17 protein-coding genes are annotated in these 22,916 nt (G+C 40.8%); 5 read left to right on the forward strand and 12 right to left on the reverse strand.

Features of this window, described 5'->3' with window-relative positions:
* Window positions 1–47 precede the first annotated feature (47 nt).
* The 3 genes from AXF18_RS05575 to dtd all read left to right on the forward strand — a co-directional run bounded on the left by AXF18_RS05575 (window position 48) and on the right by dtd (window position 4,001).
* On the forward strand, window positions 48–1,178 hold the full coding sequence (locus AXF18_RS05575) for an ABC transporter ATP-binding protein (protein WP_000229942.1): 1,131 nt from the start codon (window positions 48–50) through the stop codon (window positions 1,176–1,178).
* A gap of 144 nt (window positions 1,179–1,322) precedes the next feature.
* A complete protein-coding gene (locus tag AXF18_RS05580) occupies window positions 1,323–3,539 on the forward strand; it encodes a bifunctional (p)ppGpp synthetase/guanosine-3',5'-bis(diphosphate) 3'-pyrophosphohydrolase (RefSeq protein WP_065371627.1) in 2,217 nt (738 codons plus the stop codon).
* Between the two features lie 18 nt (window positions 3,540–3,557).
* A complete protein-coding gene (gene dtd / locus AXF18_RS05585; protein WP_049538617.1) occupies window positions 3,558–4,001 on the forward strand; it encodes a D-aminoacyl-tRNA deacylase in 444 nt (147 codons plus the stop codon).
* 31 nt (window positions 4,002–4,032) lie between these two features.
* Here the strand turns inward: dtd and AXF18_RS10145 are convergent, their stop codons facing one another.
* The 6 genes from AXF18_RS10145 to AXF18_RS05615 form a co-directional block, all read right to left on the reverse strand.
* Window positions 4,033–4,446 (reverse strand): hypothetical protein, encoded by a 414-nt coding sequence (locus AXF18_RS10145; protein WP_065371628.1) that lies wholly within the window; start codon window positions 4,444–4,446, stop codon window positions 4,033–4,035.
* Between the two features lie 107 nt (window positions 4,447–4,553).
* The gene (locus AXF18_RS05595; protein ID WP_000188541.1) at window positions 4,554–5,204 is read right to left on the reverse strand and encodes a metal-dependent transcriptional regulator; all 651 of its coding nucleotides are present in this window, start codon (window positions 5,202–5,204) and stop codon (window positions 4,554–4,556) included.
* A gap of 83 nt (window positions 5,205–5,287) precedes the next feature.
* Window positions 5,288–5,782 carry a thiol peroxidase gene (gene tpx / locus AXF18_RS05600; RefSeq protein ID WP_000206544.1) on the reverse strand — a complete coding sequence of 165 codons (495 nt, stop codon included), beginning with the start codon at window positions 5,780–5,782 and terminating at the stop codon, window positions 5,288–5,290.
* Between the two features lie 120 nt (window positions 5,783–5,902).
* Entirely contained in the window at window positions 5,903–6,835 is a 933-nt protein-coding gene (locus tag AXF18_RS05605; RefSeq protein WP_049489570.1) for a metal ABC transporter substrate-binding protein, read from the reverse strand.
* A gap of 25 nt (window positions 6,836–6,860) precedes the next feature.
* Complete coding sequence (locus AXF18_RS05610; protein WP_000634601.1) at window positions 6,861–7,709, reverse strand: metal ABC transporter permease; 849 nt, start codon at window positions 7,707–7,709, stop codon at window positions 6,861–6,863.
* Window positions 7,706–8,428, reverse strand: a complete 723-nt coding sequence (locus AXF18_RS05615) for a metal ABC transporter ATP-binding protein (protein WP_000619158.1) — start codon at window positions 8,426–8,428, stop codon at window positions 7,706–7,708. Before AXF18_RS05615 ends, AXF18_RS05610 begins: the two co-directional genes overlap by 4 nt.
* Window positions 8,429–8,607: 179 nt before the next feature.
* Between AXF18_RS05615 and AXF18_RS05620 the strand changes: the two genes are divergently transcribed.
* Window positions 8,608–10,500, forward strand: coding sequence for a M13 family metallopeptidase (locus AXF18_RS05620; protein WP_065371629.1), 1,893 nt, complete (start codon window positions 8,608–8,610; stop codon window positions 10,498–10,500).
* A 38-nt stretch (window positions 10,501–10,538) separates the two neighbouring features.
* Here AXF18_RS05620 and AXF18_RS05625 read toward each other — a convergent pair whose 3' ends face one another.
* A complete protein-coding gene (locus AXF18_RS05625; protein ID WP_065371630.1) occupies window positions 10,539–11,168 on the reverse strand; it encodes an MBL fold metallo-hydrolase in 630 nt (209 codons plus the stop codon).
* 623 nt (window positions 11,169–11,791) lie between these two features.
* Here AXF18_RS05625 and AXF18_RS05630 point away from each other — a divergent pair.
* On the forward strand, window positions 11,792–19,084 hold the full coding sequence (locus tag AXF18_RS05630) for a YSIRK-type signal peptide-containing protein (RefSeq protein WP_065371631.1): 7,293 nt from the start codon (window positions 11,792–11,794) through the stop codon (window positions 19,082–19,084).
* An 81-nt stretch (window positions 19,085–19,165) separates the two neighbouring features.
* On the opposite strand, the gene AXF18_RS05635 is transcribed toward AXF18_RS05630, so the two are convergent.
* The 5 genes from AXF18_RS05635 to AXF18_RS05655 form a co-directional block, all read right to left on the reverse strand.
* Complete coding sequence (locus tag AXF18_RS05635; RefSeq protein ID WP_065371632.1) at window positions 19,166–20,242, reverse strand: DUF2974 domain-containing protein; 1,077 nt, start codon at window positions 20,240–20,242, stop codon at window positions 19,166–19,168.
* A gap of 89 nt (window positions 20,243–20,331) precedes the next feature.
* A complete protein-coding gene (locus tag AXF18_RS05640) occupies window positions 20,332–21,108 on the reverse strand; it encodes a ferredoxin reductase (RefSeq protein WP_065371633.1) in 777 nt (258 codons plus the stop codon).
* 8 nt (window positions 21,109–21,116) lie between these two features.
* Window positions 21,117–21,440 carry a hypothetical protein gene (locus AXF18_RS05645; protein ID WP_172837215.1) on the reverse strand — a complete coding sequence of 108 codons (324 nt, stop codon included), beginning with the start codon at window positions 21,438–21,440 and terminating at the stop codon, window positions 21,117–21,119.
* Between the two features lie 162 nt (window positions 21,441–21,602).
* Window positions 21,603–22,130 (reverse strand): flavin reductase, encoded by a 528-nt coding sequence (locus AXF18_RS05650; RefSeq protein ID WP_025168435.1) that lies wholly within the window; start codon window positions 22,128–22,130, stop codon window positions 21,603–21,605.
* A 45-nt stretch (window positions 22,131–22,175) separates the two neighbouring features.
* Window positions 22,176–22,745 (reverse strand): TetR/AcrR family transcriptional regulator, encoded by a 570-nt coding sequence (locus tag AXF18_RS05655; protein WP_065371634.1) that lies wholly within the window; start codon window positions 22,743–22,745, stop codon window positions 22,176–22,178.
* Window positions 22,746–22,916 lie beyond the last annotated feature (171 nt).

Raw genomic sequence — 22,916 nt, forward strand, 5'->3', positions numbered from 1 at the left:
TTTTCATCTATAATAAAACTATCAAAATACAAAAGGAGTTCACCTCGATGGTAGAATTAAATCTTAAAAACATTTACAAAAAATATCCAAACAGCGAACACTACTCAGTTGAAGACTTCAACTTGGACATCAAAGACAAGGAATTTATCGTTTTCGTAGGTCCTTCAGGATGTGGTAAATCAACAACTCTTCGTATGATTGCTGGTCTTGAAGACATTACAGAAGGTACTGCATCTATCGATGGCGTGGTTGTCAACGACGTAGCTCCAAAAGACCGTGACATCGCCATGGTATTCCAAAACTACGCTCTTTACCCACACATGACTGTGTATGACAACATGGCTTTTGGTTTGAAATTGCGTAAGTACAGCAAAGAAGACATCGACAAACGTGTGCAAGAAGCAGCAGCAATCCTTGGTTTGAAAGAATTCTTGGATCGTAAACCAGCTGACCTTTCAGGTGGTCAACGTCAACGTGTTGCCATGGGTCGTGCTATCGTCCGTGATGCAAAAGTGTTCTTGATGGACGAACCTTTGTCAAACTTGGATGCCAAACTTCGTGTATCCATGCGTGCTGAAATTGCGAAAATCCACCGTCGTATCGGAGCTACAACTATCTACGTAACCCACGACCAAACAGAAGCGATGACACTTGCAGACCGTATCGTTATCATGTCAGCAACTAAGAACCCTGCTGGTACAGGTACTATCGGACGTGTTGAACAAATCGGTACACCTCAAGAAGTTTACAAAAACCCAGTTAACAAATTTGTAGCAGGATTTATCGGAAGCCCAGCTATGAACTTCATCAATGTGAAATTGGTTGGTAGCGAAATTGTTTCTGACGGTTTCCGCTTGAAAGTGCCAGAAGGTGCTTTGAAAGTTCTTCGTGACAAAGGCTACGAAGGAAAAGACTTGATCTTCGGTATTCGTCCAGAAGATGTGAATGCAGAACCTGCTTTCCTTGAAACATTCCCAGAATCAGTGGTTAAAGCAACCATCTCTGTATCAGAATTGCTTGGTTCAGAATCTCACCTTTACTGCCAAGTTGGTAAAGATGAGTTTGTTGCCAAAGTGGATGCTCGTGACTACTTGCAAACGGGTGCAACAGTTGAACTTGGATTTGACTTGAACAAAGCACACTTCTTTGATGTAGAAACTGAAAAAACAGTCTACTAAGATAAATAGAATAGCAAAGCACTGCAGAGTTTCTCTTGCAGTGTTTTTTCTTTTAAATGCACAGGCTCGGCATGAAAACAGGCTTTTCTAGTTTTAATATTCTTAAAAAAGTGATAAAATGGTAGGAAGAATTGGAGAGTATAGATGCCGAAAGAAGTGAATTTGACGGGCGATCAGGTAGTCGCTTTAACGAGAGAATATTTAACAAAGGAAGACGTTGCTTTTGTACAAAAAGCATTGATTTACGCAGTTGATTGTCATAGTGGGCAGTTTCGGAAATCAGGTGAGCCCTATATTATCCATCCCATTCAGGTAGCAGGGATTCTGGCTAAGCTCAAGCTGGATGCCGTAACCGTTGCCTGTGGTTTTTTGCATGACGTGGTTGAAGACACAGATGCGACACTGGATGATTTGGAAAGAGAGTTCGGTCATGATGTTCGGATTATCGTTGATGGGGTGACCAAACTTGGTAAGGTTGAGTACAAATCACTTGAGGAACAATTGGCGGAAAATCACCGCAAGATGCTTATGGCCATGTCTGAGGATATCCGTGTTATCTTGGTTAAATTATCGGACCGTTTGCACAATATGCGGACTCTCAAACACCTTCGAAAGGACAAGCAAGAACGTATCTCCAGAGAAACCATGGAAATTTACGCACCACTTGCTCATCGTCTAGGGATTTCCAGTGTCAAGTGGGAGTTGGAAGATCTATCTTTCCGTTACCTCAATCCAACTGAGTTTTACAAAATCACCCACATGATGAAGGAAAAACGCAGAGAACGTGAGGCTCTGGTCGATGAAGTCGTAACCAAGTTGGAGAACTATGCTACCGAACGCAATCTCAAAGGGAAAATCTATGGTCGTCCTAAGCATATCTATTCGATTTACCGCAAGATGCAGGATAAGAAGAAACGCTTTGAGGAAATTTATGATCTGATTGCCATTCGCTGTATCTTAGATACCCAGAGTGATGTTTACGCCATGCTGGGTTATGTGCATGAACTTTGGAAACCTATGCCAGGTCGCTTCAAAGACTATATCGCCAATCGTAAGGCCAACGGTTACCAGTCTATCCATACAACCGTTTATGGACCAAAAGGGCCGATTGAATTCCAGATTCGGACCAAGGAAATGCACGAGGTGGCTGAGTACGGGGTAGCAGCTCACTGGGCTTATAAGAAAGGCATTAAAGGACAGGTCAACAGCAAGGAATCTGCTATTGGAATGAACTGGATCAAGGAGATGATGGAGCTCCAAGATCAGGCTGATGATGCCAAGGAATTTGTGGACTCTGTTAAAGAAAACTATCTGGCGGAGGAGATTTACGTCTTTACTCCAGATGGTGCGGTTCGCTCTCTTCCAAAAGATTCAGGACCGATTGATTTTGCCTATGAAATCCATACCAAAGTCGGTGAAAAAGCGACTGGTGCCAAGGTCAATGGCCGTATGGTTCCGCTGACAACCAAGCTCAAGACAGGGGATCAGGTTGAAATTATCACCAATCCCAACTCCTTTGGTCCGAGTCGTGACTGGCTCAACATGGTCAAGACCAGCAAGGCGCGCAACAAGATTCGTCAGTTCTTTAAAAATCAAGACAAGGAATTATCCGTTAACAAGGGCCGTGAGATGTTGATGGCCCAGTTCCAAGAAAACGGCTATGTAGCCAATAAATTCATGGACAAGCGCCATATGGATGAGGTTCTTCAAAAGACCAGCTACAAGACAGAGGAGGCTCTCTACGCAGCCATTGGTTTTGGAGAAATTGGCGCTATTACCGTCTTTAACCGCTTGACCGAAAAGGAACGTCGTGAGGAAGAACGCGCTAAGGCCAAGGCGGAGGCAGAAGAGCTTGTCAAAGGTGGCGAAGTTAAGGTCGAGAACAAAGAAACCATCAAGGTCAAGCATGAGGGTGGTGTGGTCATTGAAGGTGCTTCAGGCCTCCTCGTTCGTATTGCCAAGTGTTGCAATCCAGTGCCGGGTGACGACATTGTCGGCTACATTACTAAGGGACGCGGTGTAGCTATTCACCGTGTGGACTGTATGAATCTCCGTGCCCAAGAAAACTATGAGCAACGTCTCCTTGATGTGGAGTGGGAAGATCAATTCTCAAGCAAGGAATACACCGCCCACATCGATATCTATGGTCTCAACCGTACAGGGCTCTTAAATGATGTTCTGCAAGTTCTCTCCAACACAACTAAGAATATCTCAACCGTTAATGCTCAACCAACCAAGGATATGAAATTTGCTAATATCCATGTCTCCTTTGGTATTTCCAACCTCTCTACACTGACCACGGTCGTTGATAAGATTAAAAGTGTACCAGAGGTTTACTCCGTCAAACGGACCAACGGATAATTGAATAGAAAGGCGCTTATGAAAATCATCATTCAACGGGTTAAAAAAGCCCAAGTCAGTATCGAAGGTCAGGTTCAGGGAAAAATCAATCAGGGTCTCTTATTGTTGGTCGGTGTAGGCCCAGAGGACCAAGAGGAAGATCTGGATTATGCTGTGAGAAAACTGGTCAACATGCGGATTTTTTCAGATGCAGAAGGCAAGATGAATCTGTCTGTTAAGGATATTGGGGGCGAAATCCTTTCTATTTCTCAGTTTACCCTCTTTGCAGATACTAAGAAGGGCAATCGTCCAGCCTTTACAGGTGCAGCCAAGCCGGATAGGGCAGCTGCCTTCTATGACACTTTCAACCAAAAGCTAGCTCAGGAAGTGCCCGTTCAGAAAGGTATCTTTGGAGCGGATATGCAGGTAGAGCTGGTCAATGACGGACCGGTCACCATTATCCTTGATACAAAAAATAGATAAGAAAACCAAGCCTTGTCGGCTTGGTTTTTGTTTATAGACACTCCCATAAAGAGGTATGTCGGTTGTAAAAGTCTGGATAGTTTTCTCTTAGGTGGCTAGCCGTTACATAGTATAAAGTAGAATGACAGGAAGTAAAGACTGGAGTAAGAGAGTAGAAATATTGAGGGCCAGTGATTGCTAAAAAGACAAATAATAGAAAATCGCTGATGAGCACCCCTAAATAGTAGAGGCGAATTTTTTTGTTCATCTGAGGATAAATCTCAGAGAAATGTTTTTTGAGTCGGAAGACCAAGCGAGACAGCAGTAGTCCCTGAGCAAGGATGAAAATGAAGCAAAAGATCAGACCTCTCTCCAAAGAAAGTTCGTATCGGGGTCTGAAAGTTACCAACAGTAGCAAATCGCTGACTACAACGGCTGCAAAATGGATTCTAAAGAGCTTTTTCATAGGAAGACCTCCCTCTTTTATCTAGCTTCATTCTACACCAAACAAATGGGAGTTACAAGCAAAATAATAAAAAATCCCTGAAAGGAATTTCTTTCAAGGATAAGGGCTTAGTTGATTTTTTCGACATAGAGTTGTTTGGCGATATCCATACTAACTTGGAGGTCTTCACCTTTGTTGACCAGTGTAAAGGTATTGGAAAAATTATCAAACTGCTTGACTTTGACTTGGTTACCGATATGAATCTCATGCTTTTCTAAGTATTTAAGTAAGTCAAAGCTATCGTGAACTCGAGTCAGGAGATAGGTTCCAGCTTCCTTGGTACCTGCCAGTGGTAAGTTGTTGATTTCAACCAAGAGCTCTCCCTTGGCTGGGATGGTTCCTCCGTGGGGACAGGTTTTAGGGAAGCCCAGGAGTTTATCCAGTCTCTCTACGAAGAGGTCAGATACAGTGTGCTCTAGGACCTCAGCTTCCTCGTGGATCTGGTCACTGGTATAGTCGAGATGGTGAACTAGAAAGACTTCAATCAAACGGTGTTTACGATAGAGTTCGGAAACTAGTTTGAGCCCGATATCTGTCAATAGATAGCCATTCTCCTTGTCCTTGAGGATGAGATTTTCACTTTTCATGCGTTTGATCATCTCTGTTACGGCAGGTGGAGAGACTTGCATACGGGCAGCAATTTCTTTGTTGGTGATTTTTTGCATCTCCGTACCGATTTCATAAATACATTTTAGGTAGTCTTCTTTATTTGGCGTCATTCGTTTCCTCTTGTCTTTTCTCTCCATCTAGTATATCAAAAAAAGCTAGATTTCTCTAGCCTTCTGCCCTAATGGCTTTGATTTTAGTCCAGTTCTTTCACTGCAGCAATAGCAGCTTCAAAGTCTGGTTCCGTGTTGATGTTATCAACGTATTCTACGTAACGGATGACATTATCAGTGTCGAGAACAAAAACGGCACGTGCAAGGAGATGCCATTCGTTAATCAAGAGGGCATAATCGCGCCCGAAAGAATGGTCAAAATAGTCTGATAGCATGATGGCATTGTCAAGGCCTTCAGCCCCGCACCAGCGTCCTTGGGCAAATGGTAGGTCCATAGAAACAGTAAGAACGACGGTATTGTCGAGGTTAGCTAGTTCTTGGTTGAATCGACGTGTTTGCGTTGAGCAGATACCAGTATCGATAGAAGGGACAACACTCAAGACTTTTTTCTTTCCTTCAAAGTCAGCTAGCGTTTTTTTAGAGAGATCGGTTGTCGTAAGAGAAAAGTCAAGTGCCTTGTCTCCGACTTGCAGTTGTTTACCTGTAAAGGTTACAGGATTTCCGAGAAAAGTGGTCATGAAACTACTCCATTCTTTTTTCTTTTATTTTACCGAGAATTGTCAGATTTTTCCAATGATTTGACTGGAAATTAAGCGATAAAAAACGCCTGTTCATGTGAGAACGACGTTTTTAATGGATTATTTTGACAAACCTTCAGCAATCTTGTCAAGGTTGTATTTCATCATGTTGTAGTAGCTGTCACCTTCTTTACCTTCTTCAGCGATTGAGTCAGTAAAGATTTGTGCGTAAATTGGAATATTTGTGTCTTGTGAAACAGTCTTCATTGGACGGTCATCGACACTTGATTCAACAAAGAGGGATGGAACTTTTGTTTGGCGAAGCTTTTCAACCAAGGTCTTGATTTGTTCCGGTGTTCCTTCTTCTTCTGTGTTGATTTCCCAGATGTAGGCACTTGGAACTCCGTAAGCTTTAGAGAAGTATTTGAAGCATCCTTCGCTGGTTACAATGAGTTTTTTCTCAGCAGGGATATTGTTAAATTTCTCTTTGGCTTCCTTGTCCAGTTTGTCTAGCTTTTCAGTATAGTCTTTGAGATTTTTTTCGTAGAATTCCTTGTTGCTAGGGTCTTTTGCAATCAACTGTTTAGCGATATTTTTAGCAAAGATAATTCCATTTTCAAGGTTGAGCCAAGCGTGTGGGTCTTCTTTGCCTTTCTCGTTTTGACCTTCAAGGTAGATGATATCTACGCCGTCACTAACTGCATAGTAGTCTTTGTTTTCAGTTTTCTTGGCATTTTCGACCAATTTGGTAAACCAAGCATTGCCACCTGTTTCAAGGTTGATACCGTTATAGAAAATGAGGTCAGCCTCAGAAGTTTTCTTTACGTCTTCAGGAAGTGGTTCGTACTCGTGTGGGTCTTGACCAACAGGAACGATACTATGAAGATCAATCTTGTCACCAGCGATATTTTTAGTAATATCAGCAATGATAGAGTTAGTCGCTACAACCTTTAGTTTTTGGTTTGTAGATGCTGTATCTTTTTTCCCACTAGCACAGGCAGCTAATCCAATGATAGAAAGAAAAAGAACGAGCAATGTACCTAATTTTTTCATTAGATTCCTCCAGAAGGGTTTCCCCTTATTTATTGATTTTTTTATTTTTTAGTTTCAAGTATCGTTGCTTTGGAGAGATAAAGAAACTGATTAAGAAGAAGCTGGCAGATGTGAGCACGATGCTCGATCCTGCTGCGAGGTTGAAGCTATAGCCGATAAAGAGTCCCAAAACAGAAGCGGTTGCCCCTAGGGTTGATGAAAGAAAAATCATGCTCTTTAGGCTATTAGCATAAAGGTAAGCCGTCGCAGCTGGGGTGATCAACATGGCCACGATAAGAATCGTTCCAACACTTTGCATGGCAGTGACTGACACAAGGGTCAAGAGTACCATGAGGAGGTAGTGATAGAAATTAACAGGCATTCCCATGGCTTTAGCCAAAAGCTCGTCAAAGGATGTAATCAATAGTTGTTTAAAGAAAATCCCGATAATCAAGAGAATCAATGCCCCCACACCAATGGTGATCCACATGTCCGTATCTTGGACAGCGAGGATATTCCCAAAAAGGATATGGAAGAGGTCTGTCGAACTCTTGGCAACACTAATCAAGATGACACCTAAGGCTAAGAAAGATGAAAAGGTAATACCAATGGCAGTGTCACTCTTGATGATAGAGTTCCCCTTGATGTAGGTAATGATGATGGAAGCCATCAAGCCAAAGATGATCGCTCCAATAAAGAAATCAATTCCCAGGATAAAGGAAAGGGCTACGCCGGGCAAAACTGCGTGAGAGATGGCATCCCCCATGAGAGACATTCCACGTAAGATGATAAAACATCCCACGGCTCCAGCAACCACCCCGATGACTATAGCTGTTATCAGGGCATTTTGTAGGAAATGGAAATGTTGCAATCCATCGATAAATTCTACTATCATAGGTCACCTCCATTAAAGAAGAGCTTACTACCATAAGCTTTTTTGAGATTGACTTCGGTAAAGGTTTCTTCAGTTGAACCAATAGCAACCAATTCTCGATTGAGAAGCATAACTTGGTCGAAATAATGAGGGACTTTGCTGAGGTCATGATGGACGATGAGAACTGTTTTACCAGCTTTTTTAAGGTCTCTCAGTGTATTCATGATAATCTCTTCACTGATCGAGTCAATCCCGACAAAAGGCTCATCTAAAAAGATGTAGTCAGCTTCCTGCACTAAGCAGCGGGCAATCAAAACACGTTGGAATTGTCCTCCAGAGAGCTGACTGATTTGGCGATCAGCATAGTCTGAGAGTCCAACGATTTCAAGTGCATCCGCCACTTTTTTCCAGTGGCTGGCCTTTAAAGTGTGGAAGAGCGGGATAGATGGATAGAGTCCCAGTGAGACACATTCCTTGACCTTGATAGGGAAATTGTAGTCGATATGGATTTTTTGCTCGACATAGGCAACTCGATGTAAAGATTTCTTGACTTCTTTGTCATCGAGAAAGGCCTGACCTTCGTGTGGGATAATTCCCAACATACTTTTTAATAAAGTTGATTTTCCAGCACCGTTTGGACCAATAATTCCAGTAATAGTTGGTCCGTGGAGCACTAGTGAAATATCCTTTAGTGCCAACGTTTCTTTGTAGGAGACACTGAGGTTTTCGATACGTATCATACAGTTGTTTTCCTCCTGTCTTTTAATATACATTAAAAAAAAAATTAAGTCAAGTTAATTTTTAAAAAATTTAAAATAATAACTGAAAAATGAAGAAAAAAGAGAGACCATTTTTAATTGCATTCCCAAGTGTTTTTTGCTAAGCTAAGAATAAGTGAAAAAATGAAAGCGAGAACAAGATGACACGTTATCAAGACGATTTTTATGATGCAATCAATGGAGAATGGGAAAAAACAGCTGTTATTCCAGCTGATAAATCTCGAACAGGTGGCTTTATTGACCTTGATGAGGAAATTGAAGAGTTAATGCTGGCAACTACGGACAAGTGGTTGGAAGGCGAAGATGTTCCAGAGGACGCTATCCTCGCAAATTTTGTTAAGTACCATCGTATGGTACGTGATTTTGATAAGAGGGATGCAGATGGAATCAAGCCTGTCCTTCCTCTGCTCAAGGAATACCAAGATTTGGAGAGCTTTGCAGATTTTACCAGCAAACTGGCAGAGTTTGAACTAGCAGGTAAACCAAACTTCCTTCCATTTGGAGTATCACCAGACTTTATGGATGCCAGAACCAATGTTCTCTGGGCAAGTGCACCAGGAACTATCTTGCCAGATACAACCTACTATGCTGAAGACCATCCTCAACGTGAGGAGCTCTTGACGCTTTGGAAGGAAAGTAGCGCAAATCTTCTCAAAGCCTATGATTTTTCAGATGAGGAAATCGAAGACTTACTAGAGAAGAGATTGGAATTGGACCGTCGTATCGCAGCAGTGGTTCTTTCAAACGAAGAAAGTTCAGAATATGCCAAACTCTACCATCCATACGCTTATGAAGATTTCAAGAAATTTGCCCCTGCCCTACCTTTGGATGATTTCTTCCAAGCAGTTCTTGGACAAACTCCAGATAAGGTTATCGTAGATGAGGAACGTTTCTGGCAAGCAGCAGACCAATTTTATAGTGAAGAAGCGTGGCCTTTGCTTAAGGCAACCTTGATTTTGGCTGTGGTCAATCTTTCAACCAGCTATCTCACAGACGAGATTCGTGTCCTATCAGGTGCCTATGGACGTGCCCTTTCAGGTGTTCCAGAAGCTCAGGACAAGGTCAAGGCAGCCTATCACTTGGCCCAAGGTCCCTTTAAGCAAGCCCTTGGTCTCTGGTATGCGCATGAAAAATTCTCCCCAGAAGCTAAGGCAGACGTAGAGAAAAAAGTGGCGACTATGATTGATGTTTATAAGGAACGTTTGGCTAAGAATGACTGGCTCACTCCTGAAACGCGTGATAAGGCTATTGTCAAACTCAATGTCATCAAGCCTTATATCGGTTATCCAGAGGAATTGCCAGCCCGCTACAAGGACAAGGTAGTGGACGAAACTGCCAGTCTCTTTGAGAATGCCCTAGCCTTTGCGCGTGTGGAAATCAAGCACAGCTGGAGCAAGTGGAACCAGCCAGTTGACTACAAGGAGTGGGGCATGCCTGCTCATATGGTCAATGCCTACTATAATCCTCAGAAGAACTTGATTGTCTTCCCAGCGGCTATTTTACAGGCTCCATTCTATGACTTGCACCAGTCGTCTTCAGCCAACTACGGTGGTATTGGTGCTGTTATTGCTCACGAGATTTCTCATGCCTTTGACACAAATGGTGCGTCCTTTGATGAAAATGGTAGTCTCAAGGATTGGTGGACGGAAAGCGACTATGCTGCCTTTAAAGAAAAAACGCAGAAAGTTATCGACCAGTTTGATGGACAAGAATCTTACGGAGCAAGAATCAACGGAAAACTAACTGTATCAGAAAACGTTGCTGACTTGGGCGGGATTGCTGCAGCCCTTGAAGCTGCTAAGAGAGAACCAGACTTCTCAGCTGAAGAATTTTTCCACAACTTTGCTCGTATCTGGCGTATGAAAGGCCGTCCTGAGTTGATGAAACTCATGGCCAGTGTCGATGTGCACGCGCCTTCCAAACTCCGTGTCAATGTGCAAGTACCAAACTTCGATGACTTCTTTACAACATACGATGTCAAAGAAGGCGATGGCATGTGGCGTTCACCAGAGGACCGTGTGATTATTTGGTAAGACAAAAACCAAGGGAATTATCCTTGGTTTTTTGCTTGCTAGAAAAAGGGATTGAAGGTCTTTTCGTGAGCGATAGTTGTAGCTGGACCATGTCCAGGATAGACATCGTAGTTAGGAAGGGTGAAGAGTTGCGTCTGAATGCTATGGAGGAGTTGTTCCGTGCTACCTGTAGGAAGGTCTGTCCGTCCGATGGTTTCTCGGAAAAGAGCATCTCCGGTCAAGACAAGATGGGCATCAGGAAAGACGATAGAAACACCGCCGATAGAGTGCCCTGGGGTTGGTAGAACTGTAAAACGAAATTCCTCAAGCTGGTATTCCTCATGAATGACAAAGGTGTGCTCTGCAGGTTTTGCGACCACATTTGCCATATCATCGTGACGAGGGAGACCAGAGAGATTATCTACAGGTGTATAAAGCCAGCTGGCTTCACTCTCTGCTACATAAACTGGGGGATTTCCAAAAGTCTCACGAACCAAGTCTAGACTCATAATATGGTCGTAGTGGGTGTGTGTCAGGAGAATCGCGCAGACTGGTTTGTTGATTTTTTCAATAGTCTTGTGGATAGCTTCCCAATGGCTACCTGGATCAACCACAATCAGGTGTTGATCCCCTTCTAGATAATAAGTGTTTTCATAGGCAACGGGATTCACGGTTTTATGGATTTTCATACTGGCTCCAATCTCAAAGAATGTACTAAACTAAGTATAGCACAGAAGAGGGAAATAAAGTGAAAAGAAAGTCCCTCTTTTGTGTTCAAGGTTGGTTGATTTATATTAAAAAAAGAAGGAAATTGCTGTGAGAAGACTTGTTATATTTTTAGTTGAATGGTAATAAGAACATAGAACAAATAAGAAATAACTGATAAAAATACAGTTTCTTTTATTGAGAACGCATTTGGATTTTATAGTTATAATTATAAATAAAATATGTTAAAAAAAAAAATAATATTTGCGAAGTGGATCCAAATATAAATATAATGGTTTGATACATTAAATAGTATTTTATTAAATTTGTTTCAACAAAAATATAAGGTTTACATACTGTAAATAGAAGACTTGTGCTTGTTTTTTGCCAATCAAATGATTTGGATGTTATTAATTTTATTTTAAATAAAATTATAAAAATTGTTGAAAAAGATAGGGGAAAGTGTTAGTATGAATATGCATATTGAATATGAGGATATAATCCTTTTGAAACATCAAAATTTAAAAGCCTTTTTAAGGAGAGAAAGAAATTTTGTTTTTCTATATTTCAATATCGATATAATAAAAATAGGAAGGTTGTGTATCTTATGAAGAGTAAGCAACAGGATTATCGAACGGAGAAGTACATTCGTTATGGCATTCGGAAGTACAGCTTTGGGGTTGCGTCGGTGGCAATTGCGACCGGTTTGATGATGTTCCTAGGTAATGGTGCGGTATCGGCGGCGGAAGTACAAGGTGCAGATGCAACAGTGACAACGACAACACCAGTAGCAGCAAAGGAGTCGGAGTCAACTATAACGGCGGAGAAATCTGAAGCTAAGGCGTCAGAAAAAGTAGTAGAGACTAAAAAAGTTGATAAGACTGCTCTGACTAAAAAAGTAGTTGAGTTAGAAGCGAAGATTGCATCTGCAAAGAAAGCTGATGCAACAGCGATAGCTACTGCAAATGAAGTATTGACTGTGGCAAAGGCAGTTCTTGCAAACGAAACTGCAAAACAGGCTGATATCGATGCAGAGCATGCTAAAGTTGAAGCTTTGGTTACAGTTGTAGTTGAGTCAGACGAAGCTGGGAAACAAGTTGAGGAAACAGCAGCAACTACAGCAGTCAAACCAGTGGCGACCACTGCTACAGAAAAAGCAGAAGAAACAAAAGAAACAAAAGAAGCAGAAGAAACTGTCAAACCAGTCCAAGAAGCTAAAAAAGTCTTAGAACAAGTTACCTCTGAAGCTGAGGTAACCAATGTTTTAGCAACTGAAGCAATCCGGAAAAATAAGCTTGAGGCTGAAAACAAAGCGGCAATTGAGGCAGCGATAGCTAATAATAAAGAAGTTATTGCGGAAGCTAAAAAAGTGTTAGTTACGGATAGCGTTACAGCTAAACAAATCAATGATCAATTGTCACGCTTAAATGATTCCATTATTGCTGTCTACAATGATTTGAAGAAAGCAGGAATCGGAAAAGATGGAAACTTTGGAGTCGCTTTGGCTGCTCAAGATTTCTATGCCGAAGAGGGTTCTAACACAACTCATGCATCGGAAACAAACGCTGCAAATCATACTGGTAAAGATACCTATACAATTCCAGTACAAGAAATTAAATTAATTACGGGTACTGATGCTACAGGGCTAGAGATTGAAGTCTATTCTAATCAGCGGGTTGGTAATGATACAAATGCTGGAAATGGGATGCATACAGAACAGGGTGGAAAAACTGGTCATAACAACAAAGGACGTGTAGACTATCCATTAACCCCTGATGCCGCTAAAAAATTAGCAGAAGAAGCCCCTCTTTGGAGAAATAAACTCCGTGCGGATGGGTCAAGAATTTCAAACGCTGCGACGTCAATATACTCTGCTAACGGTGGTTATGAATACCTAGCTACAGAAATTTATGGCTATGGGTATGAACAAGGAGTTGACAGAGTTTATATTAAAGGTTTGAAAGATCGTATTGCAGTTACAGAAAAAGCTAAGCAAGCTGGTTGGAGTCTTACCTCTGTAACACCAACTAACCTTGTACCAGGTGTTGCTTATGATGAGGCGACAGATACCATTCAAGGTAAAGTAATTGCTGGTATTGAAAATGGAGTGTATGACTTACGATTCAATATTACTGCAACGAATACAGATGGGCGGACTGTCACCTTCCAAATTCAGAATCTACGTGCTGGTTGGGTAGGTTGGCAAGATAGCACACCTCCTACAATTCAGTCAGATTCGGCTCGTTATGATAGAACTGTTGGTGATGATGCGAATATCAATCTTCGTTTTCATGATTCTTCGGGAGCTAGTGCGATACCTGGCAATTCAGCAGGAAACTATGACTATACAACTGCTGAAGGTAAAGTAGTTAAAGTTCGTCAAAATTCTTCTAAAGCAGTCACAGGTGTCTCAGGCTACAACACTATAGGAGCAGAATTAGATGATTCTAAAGTGTTGATTCCTGGCACCAACTATACTGTAACAAACAGTACTGCTGAAGAGCAAAAAGCTGCTGGAACCAACATGGGTAATGCTGTCATTGGAGGTAAGGTGACAGAGGCAGGTATCTATACCGTTTCAGTATTTGCTAAAGATTATGATAAATTATCTAATAATACGACATGGAATCAGTCAGGTCAAGAGGCGCACGGTTCTATTACTGTAGTTGTTAAGCCTAAAGTTGAAGTTCAAAACGTTGAAACCTATTCAACAACAGTTCCTGTTAAAATCTCGACAGGTGCTACAAGTGCTAAGGTTACAATGCCAGATGGAACTGTAACAAACTTGAAAGCCGTTAATGGTAAATGGCTTGTAGATAGTGGTTCAACCAATACTGCGGTTACTGAAAATCAAGAACTAGGTGCTGTAGATTCAAATACCGTCTTTAATATTCCAGTCACGTCAGAAGCAACTGCAAAAGTTGGTGTTGATAATATCAAAGTAGAAGCATCAGCTGAAAATGTTAAGGGAACTTTCTTACGTGATCGAGTTGAATTGAATGGAACTGATGGGCAAAAACACACTGCAGTTTTAAATAGTACATCTGGTCACTGGGAGCTTCCTGCTGACTATGCCGAAGTGAAAACAGCAAATGGAGATGGGACTACAACTTGGACGAAACGCCAAGTATACACTGAAGCGAAACTAGATGGCGGTATGAAATTCTTCATTTACGAATATACTCGTCAACTTGATAAAGATGGAAATGTAACAAGTGTAACTACTCCTGATCGTCCAATGAAGGAATATGTTTCTCAAAATACTAACCAAGCTGGCGATGGTATGTCAGTAACTATTACTTTTGACAAACATTCAAACACATGGACATCATCAGATGGAACAGAAGTTACTGCTAAAAAGTTGGGTGATGATTCATGGGAAGTTCATACTAAATCAGGATTTGGTGGAATCATTAGAGGAACAATCGCAACTAACTCAGATGTTGCGACTGTTGTCAATACGAAACCAACTGCAAGCTCACAAGATTATACTTCTACTAAAGGAACTGCGGTAGATCTCCGTAATGAAGCAAAAGCTGCAGTGACAATCTCTGATGCAGAAGATACTAAGTACGGAAAAACAACTTACATTACTCGTATTACAGTAACATCTCCTTCAGGAGTTCAGAAGGTTTATGACACTAAACAAGATGCAAACAACTATAATCTTGCTAGTGGTTATACACTGAGTGAAGTGGGAGTCTATACAGTAACAGTTGACGTTATTGATAGTAATGGCAATTACACAACAGATGCTACAATAGGTGGAACTGAATCTGGTGTGGATCATGGGGCTGGCTCATCAACCGCTACAACAACTTACCACATCACAGTAACAGACACGATTGAAGGTCATAATGTAACATCCACAGATGTTCAAGGAGCGACTCAAACAGGTACTCCAACCTTTACATCTGTTGGTGATGGCTCACCTGTGGCACCAAGTGCTACTTCACCTGCTAAGTTGGTAGATCCTACCACTGGTAAGTTAGTTGACCAAGTAACAATTGATGGTCAAGGAACATACACAATTAATAATGAAACTGGTGTTGTGACATTTGTTCCGTTGAAAACATTCACAGGTACAGCAACCCCAGTGACTGTATCATTAACAGCAACTCTTGGTCAATATAAAGATGGAAAACCTATTACCGCTACAGCGACAGCAACATATACTCCAACTGTTACACCAGTTACTCCAACAGCAACTCCTGCAGAATCAACTGGTATCCAAGGCGCTACTCAAACAGGAACGGTAGCATTCAAAGAAGGACACTCTGTTGCTCCAATCAAGCCGAACTCAGCTGTTCTTCTTGATAAGAATGGTACTCCGGTAGCACCTGGAGCTTCAGTAGATGCTTTGGATGAGAATGGTAACAAAGTAGGGGAATATACAATTGACCCAACTTCAAATACTGTAACATTCAGTCCAACCGATAAGACTTACAAAGGTAAAGTCCAACCTGCAACAGTTCAGGCTGAAGATGAGAATGGTACAAAAGTTAAGACAACTTATACTCCACATATTGTAGGTGTTACTCCAACAGCAGAACCTGCTAAGTCAGTTGATGTCCAAGGAGCAACTCAAGAAAGTACAGTAACATTCAATGGTGGTACGACTACACTGGATGGTAAACAGGTGACTGTAGATATTGACCCAGCTACTTTCACTCTTTTAGATGAAACCGGAAAAGACCCTAGTGGAAATGTTATTGGTACATATACTCTGAAAACAGTTGGTGGACAAGCCGTTGCAGTCTTTACCCCAACTGATAAGACTTATAGTGGTGAAGTTCAACCTGTGCGTGTACAGGCTAAAGATAAAAATGGTATTTCGGTTGAAACAACTTACACACCATTGATTACGCCAGTTACACCAATAGCAACTCCAGCAACTTCTGAAAATATTCAAGGAGCAACACAAACAGGCACCCCTACATTTGTTCAAGGTGATGCAATTGCACCAATTAAACAGGGTTCAGTAAAACTTCTTGATAAAGAAGGAAATGAAGTTCCTGCAGGTCAGACAACTCCAGCTTATGCTGAAGATGGGACTACTGAAATTGGTACATTCTCTATTGATCCAACAACTGGAAAGGTAACCTTTAGTCCAACGGATAAATTGTATTCTGGTAAGGTTACTCCAGCAACTGTGCAAGCAGAAGATGAAAACGGAACTAAAGTGACGACAACTTACACGCCACAAATTATCCCAGTAAATCCTATTGGAGTTCCTGCGACTTCTGAAGATGTTCAAGGTGCAACTCAAACTGGAAAACCAGAATTCCAAGGTGGAACTGCAGTTGTCAATGGAAAAGAAGTTACTGTTGAGATGAATGACACTGTTCCAGCTAAATTGATTGATTCTAAAACTGGAAATGTTGTGGATTCTATCACTATTCCGGGTGAAGGTACTTATACTGTAGCACCGGACGGAACAGTAACCTTTGTTCCTGAAAAAACCTTTACAGGTCAAGCATCAGGTGTTGAAGTTTTACGTGAAGACAAGAATGGAACCCCCGTTACAGCAAGCTACACTCCAGTTGTTAAGGCAGCAATTCCAACAGCTACTGATGCTGTTACAGAAGACATTCAAGGTGCAACTCAAAAAGGAGTGCCTACATTCCTAGGTGGTAGGGTTACTGTTAATGGAGTGGAAAAAATTGTTCCTATTGATGAAACCAAGGGTCTTGAACTTATTGATCCAAAAACAGGAAAACCAACAGATCAACCAATTGTCATTCCAGGCGAAGGAACTTATACTGTAAATAATGGTATGGTAGAATTTAAGCCAGAACCACAATTTACTGGAAAAGGAACAGGTGTAGAAGTTCAACGTGTAGATGAGAATGGAACTCCTGTAAAAGCTAAATACACTCCAGTTGTTAAACCAGCAACTCCAACAAGTTCGGATGTTATTACAACAGATGTTCAGGGTGCAACTCAATCAGGAACACCAACATTTGAAGGTGGAAAAGTCAAAGTTAATGGTATTGAGAAAACTGTTGAAATTGATGAAACAGTCAAACCAACGTTTGATGATGGTACAAAAGAGAAGACAATTCCAGGTGAAGGTACATATACTATTGATGAAACTGGAAAAGTAACCTTTACTCCCGAGAAGACATTTACAGGTCAAGCAACAGGTGTGACTGTTAAGCGTGTTGATAAGAATGGAACCCCAATTACAGCTAAGTATACCCCAGTTGTTATCCCGGTTACACCTACTTCAAAAGATTCTGAATCAGAAGGTCCGAAAGGACAACCTCAATCAGGAACACCAACATTTGAAGGCGGAAAAGTAACAATCAATGGTAAAGAAATTCCGGTAGAAATTGATGAAACAGTTAAGCCGACCTTTGACGATGGTACAACAGAGAAGAAGGTACCAGGTGAGGGTACATATACTATTGATGAAGCTGGAAAAGTTACTTTCACACCAGAGCCAGAATTTGTAGGTCGAGCAACTGGAGTAACAGTTAAACGTGTTGATAAGAATGGAACCCCAATTACAGCTAAATACATCCCTACTGTACGTCCGAATACTTCATTTGTTGATACTAAAGGAAATATCCTAGCACCAAGTGAAGATGGTTCGCAACCTAAGAAAGATATTCCAGGATATAAAATTGTTGAAACTAAGGTTGATGAAAAAGGCAATGTGGTCCACGTTTATGAGAAGGTTAAGACCAGTCACAAGGATAAGGAAGGGAATGACATTCCAGGTTATCCAAGCGAAGACGGCGAACAACCTAAGAAAGATATTCCAGGCTACCGCTTCGTAGAGACCAAAAAACTTCCAAACGGTGACACAGAACATGTCTACGAAAAAGTGAAGACTAGTCACAAGGATAAGGAAGGGAATGAAATTCCAGGTTATCCAAGCGAAGACGGCGAACAACCTAAGAAAGATATTCCAGGTTACCGCTTCGTAGAGACCAAAAAACTTCCAAACGGCGACACAGAACATGTCTACGAAAAAGTGAAGACTAGTCACAAGGATAAGGAAGGCAACGAGATTCCAGGTTATCCAAGCGAAGACGGCGAACAACCTAAGAAGGAAATTCCAGGTTACCGCTTCGTAGAGACTAAGAAACTTCCAAACGGTGACACAGAACATGTTTATGAGAAGGTTAAGACCAGTCATAAGGATAAGGAAGGCAATGACATTCCAGGTTATCCAAGCGAAGACGGCGAACAACCTAAGAAGGAAATTCCAGGTTACCGCTTCGTAGAGACTAAGAAACTTCCAAACGGCGACACAGAACACGTTTATGAGAAGGTTAAGACTAGTCATAAGGATAAGGAAGGCAATGACATTCCAGGCCATCCAACCGAAGACGGCCAACAACCTAAGAAAGATATTCCAGGTTACCGCTTCGTAGAGACTAAGAAACTTCCAAACGGGGACACAGAACACGTTTATGAGAAGGTTAAGACTAGTCATAAGGATAAGGAAGGCAATGACATTCCAGGTTATCCAACCGAAGACGGCCAACAACCTAAGAAAGAAATTCCAGGCTACCGCTTCGTAGAGACTAAGAAACTTCCAAACGGCGACACAGAACATGTCTACGAAAAAGTGAAGACCAGTCATAAGGATAAGGAAGGCAATGACATTCCAGGTTATCCAACCGAAGACGGTGAACAACCTAAGAAAGAAATTCCAGGTTACCGCTTCGTAGAGACTAAGAAACTTCCAAACGGCGACACAGAACATGTCTACGAAAAAGTTGTTACTGCCCCTCAACAAAAGCCGACTGAGCAATCTCCAACTACTAAAGCAACCAAAGAATTACCTAATACTGGTACGGAAGATCATGCAGCTTTGGCAGCTTTAGGAGTACTTGGTTTGATGAGCGGATTTGGACTTGTGTCTCGCAAGAAAAAAGAAGACTAATTCTATACTCGAGATTCTAACTAGTATCCATTAGTTTCTTAAACAAAAAACCAACTAATCATTAGGTTAGTTGGTTTTTGTCTATTCTCGATTTTTCCAAGCTTGGTAACGGGTATCAATCAAGAGTTGGGTTAGTCGTCCCATGATTTCTCTTTCTTCGGGAGTGAGGGATTGAGCTTGGACAAAGAGATGGTGAATGTGTTCAATGACCTTGAAGGAAGAAAGATCGTTGATAGAAGAGATTCCAGCATCAAGAATGATTCCAAAAAAGAGGTCGAAGTAGAGCTGCAGTTCCGTATCAGGGACCGTCTCAACCCATTCCTTGAAGGTAGTATCGACTTGCTGGCTGTCACTATTGGTCTCGTCCAGTTGGACAAAGTGTTTGTCTTCAACCTGCCAACTAAAAGTGTCATGCTGAGCAAGGCCACCTAGAGCGGTGCTTCGAACGACGATTTTTTTGTCCGGAATTTCCAACATCATTCCGATGATAGACCCTTGCGGGATAAACACTTTCGTTCTTTCCATCATGTTTTGATAGCCTGGTGTTTCGGTTAGTTCCTTGTGAAGCCCAGGGGCATCAAAAGTGTAGACAGAGACAATGTTTTTCTGCAAGTTTGGATCAAGTTGACTGGCAGCATAGACAGCTAGATTGCCTCCTTTTGAGTGTCCTGCTAGGATAACCTTTTGGTTGGGGTGTTGAGCAAAAAAATTCTCTAAATACTGGAGGGCATGTTTTTGAGCTGGAATTTCTTTCATATAGGTCATATGAAAATCTTCTTTCCAACCGATGATACTATCATCCGTTCCACGAAAAACAAGCAAATAAGTATCGAGACTGATACGATAAGTCATGGCTGCAAACTGTTTTTGCAATTCAGGATCAATATCGTTGATAAAGTCTGAGAGCTTGCAATTTTTAAAGCGTTTGTGTTGAGCGAGCTGATCCAACAACTGGAGACGGTTCTTATTGGTCAACATCGTCGTGTCTCTAGGGATTTGAGGTGCAAGATCTATAAGGCGCTTTGGTTCTTGGGTGACTACATCATCAAAAGCAAGGTAGGTTAATTCAGTCAAGGCAAGAACATCTAACTCGTTCACGGGGAGGTCATAAAAGGAATCGTATGCTACATCATTTAAGTAGTCAAAAATATTGGCCATAAAAGCTCCTTTCTCTATGTTTATCCTACCACATTTACCTAGAATTAGCTAGTAGGGTTTGATTGAAATACATAGAAGATAGATTGCTCCTATTTCAAACCTCTAAACGAGCTTACTTGTATGTTTTTGCTATCAATCCAATTTTCCTTTAAAAAGTTCTTCATCTCATTTACATCATCAGGCTGACCTGTGATGAGATAACTAGCTTGATTGCCGTATTCATCAATAGCACGTTTTAAAAATTCTTGACTTTGAGAAAGTTCCTCGCTAGTTTTATAAGTAAAATTCGGTGTTTTTTGAGCCAGTTCTTTCATCTCATTATCGAAAATAGTAACTCCTTTGTCAAAATGGTTGAGAATAATCGGACATTTACCAGCCCATTCTTTGATAAGGGGGCGTAGAGCAGAAATGCCGACATCAGATGCAAAGCAAACTAGTGGCTGATTCGTATCTTTAACAGACAAAGAGGAATCCAGCCAACTCATCTCAATCTCACTGCCAGCCGGTAAATGTGTCAAGGTGTTCTTAAAGTTGCTACCACTATTATGAGTCAAAATGAGAATTTCATCTTCATCAGGTGTGGAGGCAATGGTTAGCCATCGACTGGTTTGCTCTCCCTTAGCTTCATATTTACTAGCAGTAGACGAGGTATCAGGGAGTGTAAACTTAGCATAAGCCCCAGCTTTCCAGATTTGATGACTCGGTTTTGTGATATGAATTAAATATAGATCTCCGCTGGGGTTTTCGATGGATTTTATCGATAATGTCTGGCTTCGTCCAAGATAAGCGATGGCACCCCAAGTTATAATACAAAGCGCTCCAAGTGTTGATAGAATGATAATAAACATTTTTTTACCTCTTTTCATTATTTTCCTCATTTCCAAAATTTAAAAGATAGCCAAGTAGCCAGTGCGATAACAGGAATAAAGCCAATCAGTTTGATAAGCAAATCAGTATTAGGTAGGCTGTAAATATAAATCATGGTAGTCAATGCCGCCAACCAAATACCCGCAATTTTTAAAATAACAGGTAAGCCGGCAATCATACATAACCCTATAGCCAGCAAAATCATACCTCCAGTCGCAAAGGACATAAAATCAGGGTTTGATAAATCAACCTGTTGTAGTGTAGCTCCCCAAATAATGATCAAAATACCAATAATGGCAAGAGAAATTCCTGTAATACCTAATCCATTCATTTTTTTAACTCCTTGTTTGTCCATGATAAAATCTCCTTTATTATATTATTGAATGAATAAAATATTAGTTCATTCATATATTTTCAAAAAATAAAAAAATCAATTCTTCTTATAAAAATTTTGTCCTTTCTATGTAAATAATATCAAATATAGCATATCCATTTAATCTATAATCTGTTCTATCTCACCTATAAGAATAAAATGAGGTTCCCAGCCACCATGTCCGTCAGTATAGATATCTGGATACAATTCATAGTAATCCCTTATTTCCTGTACAAAACTCTCCTTGTCAAACTGTTGCTTACAAAGCTTTTTACATAAAAAAGTCTGTTTTGCCTCTTTAAATCCCATTGTCTTACCTATAGGAATTGCCATAAGTCCGGCATTTTCTATTTTATTTTCATTTCTTCCTGAATGACTTCCAAGGTATGCAAGTGCCTTTTTATATTTTGGATCAAAAAAGCTTACAGTAAAGTATTCACTATCATCAATAAACTCAGCTGTATATCTTGACGGATGTATATATAGGGTTACAGTCGCCTTACTTTTTCCCGGTGCTCCCCAAATATTTCCAAGGCTACTCCATGACACGAGGCAGGCATTGAACTTTTCCCTGTTGCCTACCGTTATTGCCGCCCATTCACTGTCAAAAATGTCAAACGGTTTGTACTCTTTTTTTCTAAATTCCATGTTCATTCCTCTTTCTCCAATTCACCTATAATTAAATTATATTTGTTATTTAAGAATTCCTTTTATGAAGTTGGTTGCAAGTATTTCAACGGTCTTGCCAATATCTGGAAAATCTTTTTCCGTGATATGCATATCCATATAGTAAAACAGATTATAAACCTGTAAAATATCTTGAATCTTTTCTGGCGAGTACCCTTCAGCCTGCATACGATTTGTAAAAGTTTTAACTAGAAACTGATGAAATGGATTTGCGACTTTGCCTTCCTCCGAGGAATAGTAGCTGTGTAACTCATCTGCGATGGCAGGATTGTACCATTCTGCAAGGATTTTATTGGAAGAAACGAAAGTTCTGGACTGAGCAAAGAGTTGACCAATGAGGTCGGTCATATCAATTTCCCAATCCAGTTCTTCGATCATAGCTTGACGAACACGGTTGTTTTCATCTATATAGGTGTCTAGAAAAATGGCTTCTTTACTCTCGTAATAGTTATAAAAAGAACCAACTGCAACACCAGCTTGCCTAGCAATTTCTGAAATTCCTGTTGCCTTGTAACCTTTTTTCGAAAAAACTTCATAGGCTGCTGTCTTTAAAGCTTGTTTTTTGTCCAATATGATTTAGCCTCCTTTGTTTTGTGAATGAATAAATCGATTTGTTCATTCATATTCTAACAAATCATGGCTAGCTTGTCAATAAGAAGGCTAGATTTATTAAATAAGTTAAAGAAACGCTAACAAAATGAGCACAAAAAGGAAAATATAGGATAAGGCTGGAACTATAGTTAAAAA

The sequence above is a fragment of the Streptococcus sp. oral taxon 064 genome (genome assembly GCF_001683375.1).
GTDB lineage: Bacteria > Bacillota > Bacilli > Lactobacillales > Streptococcaceae > Streptococcus > Streptococcus oralis_S.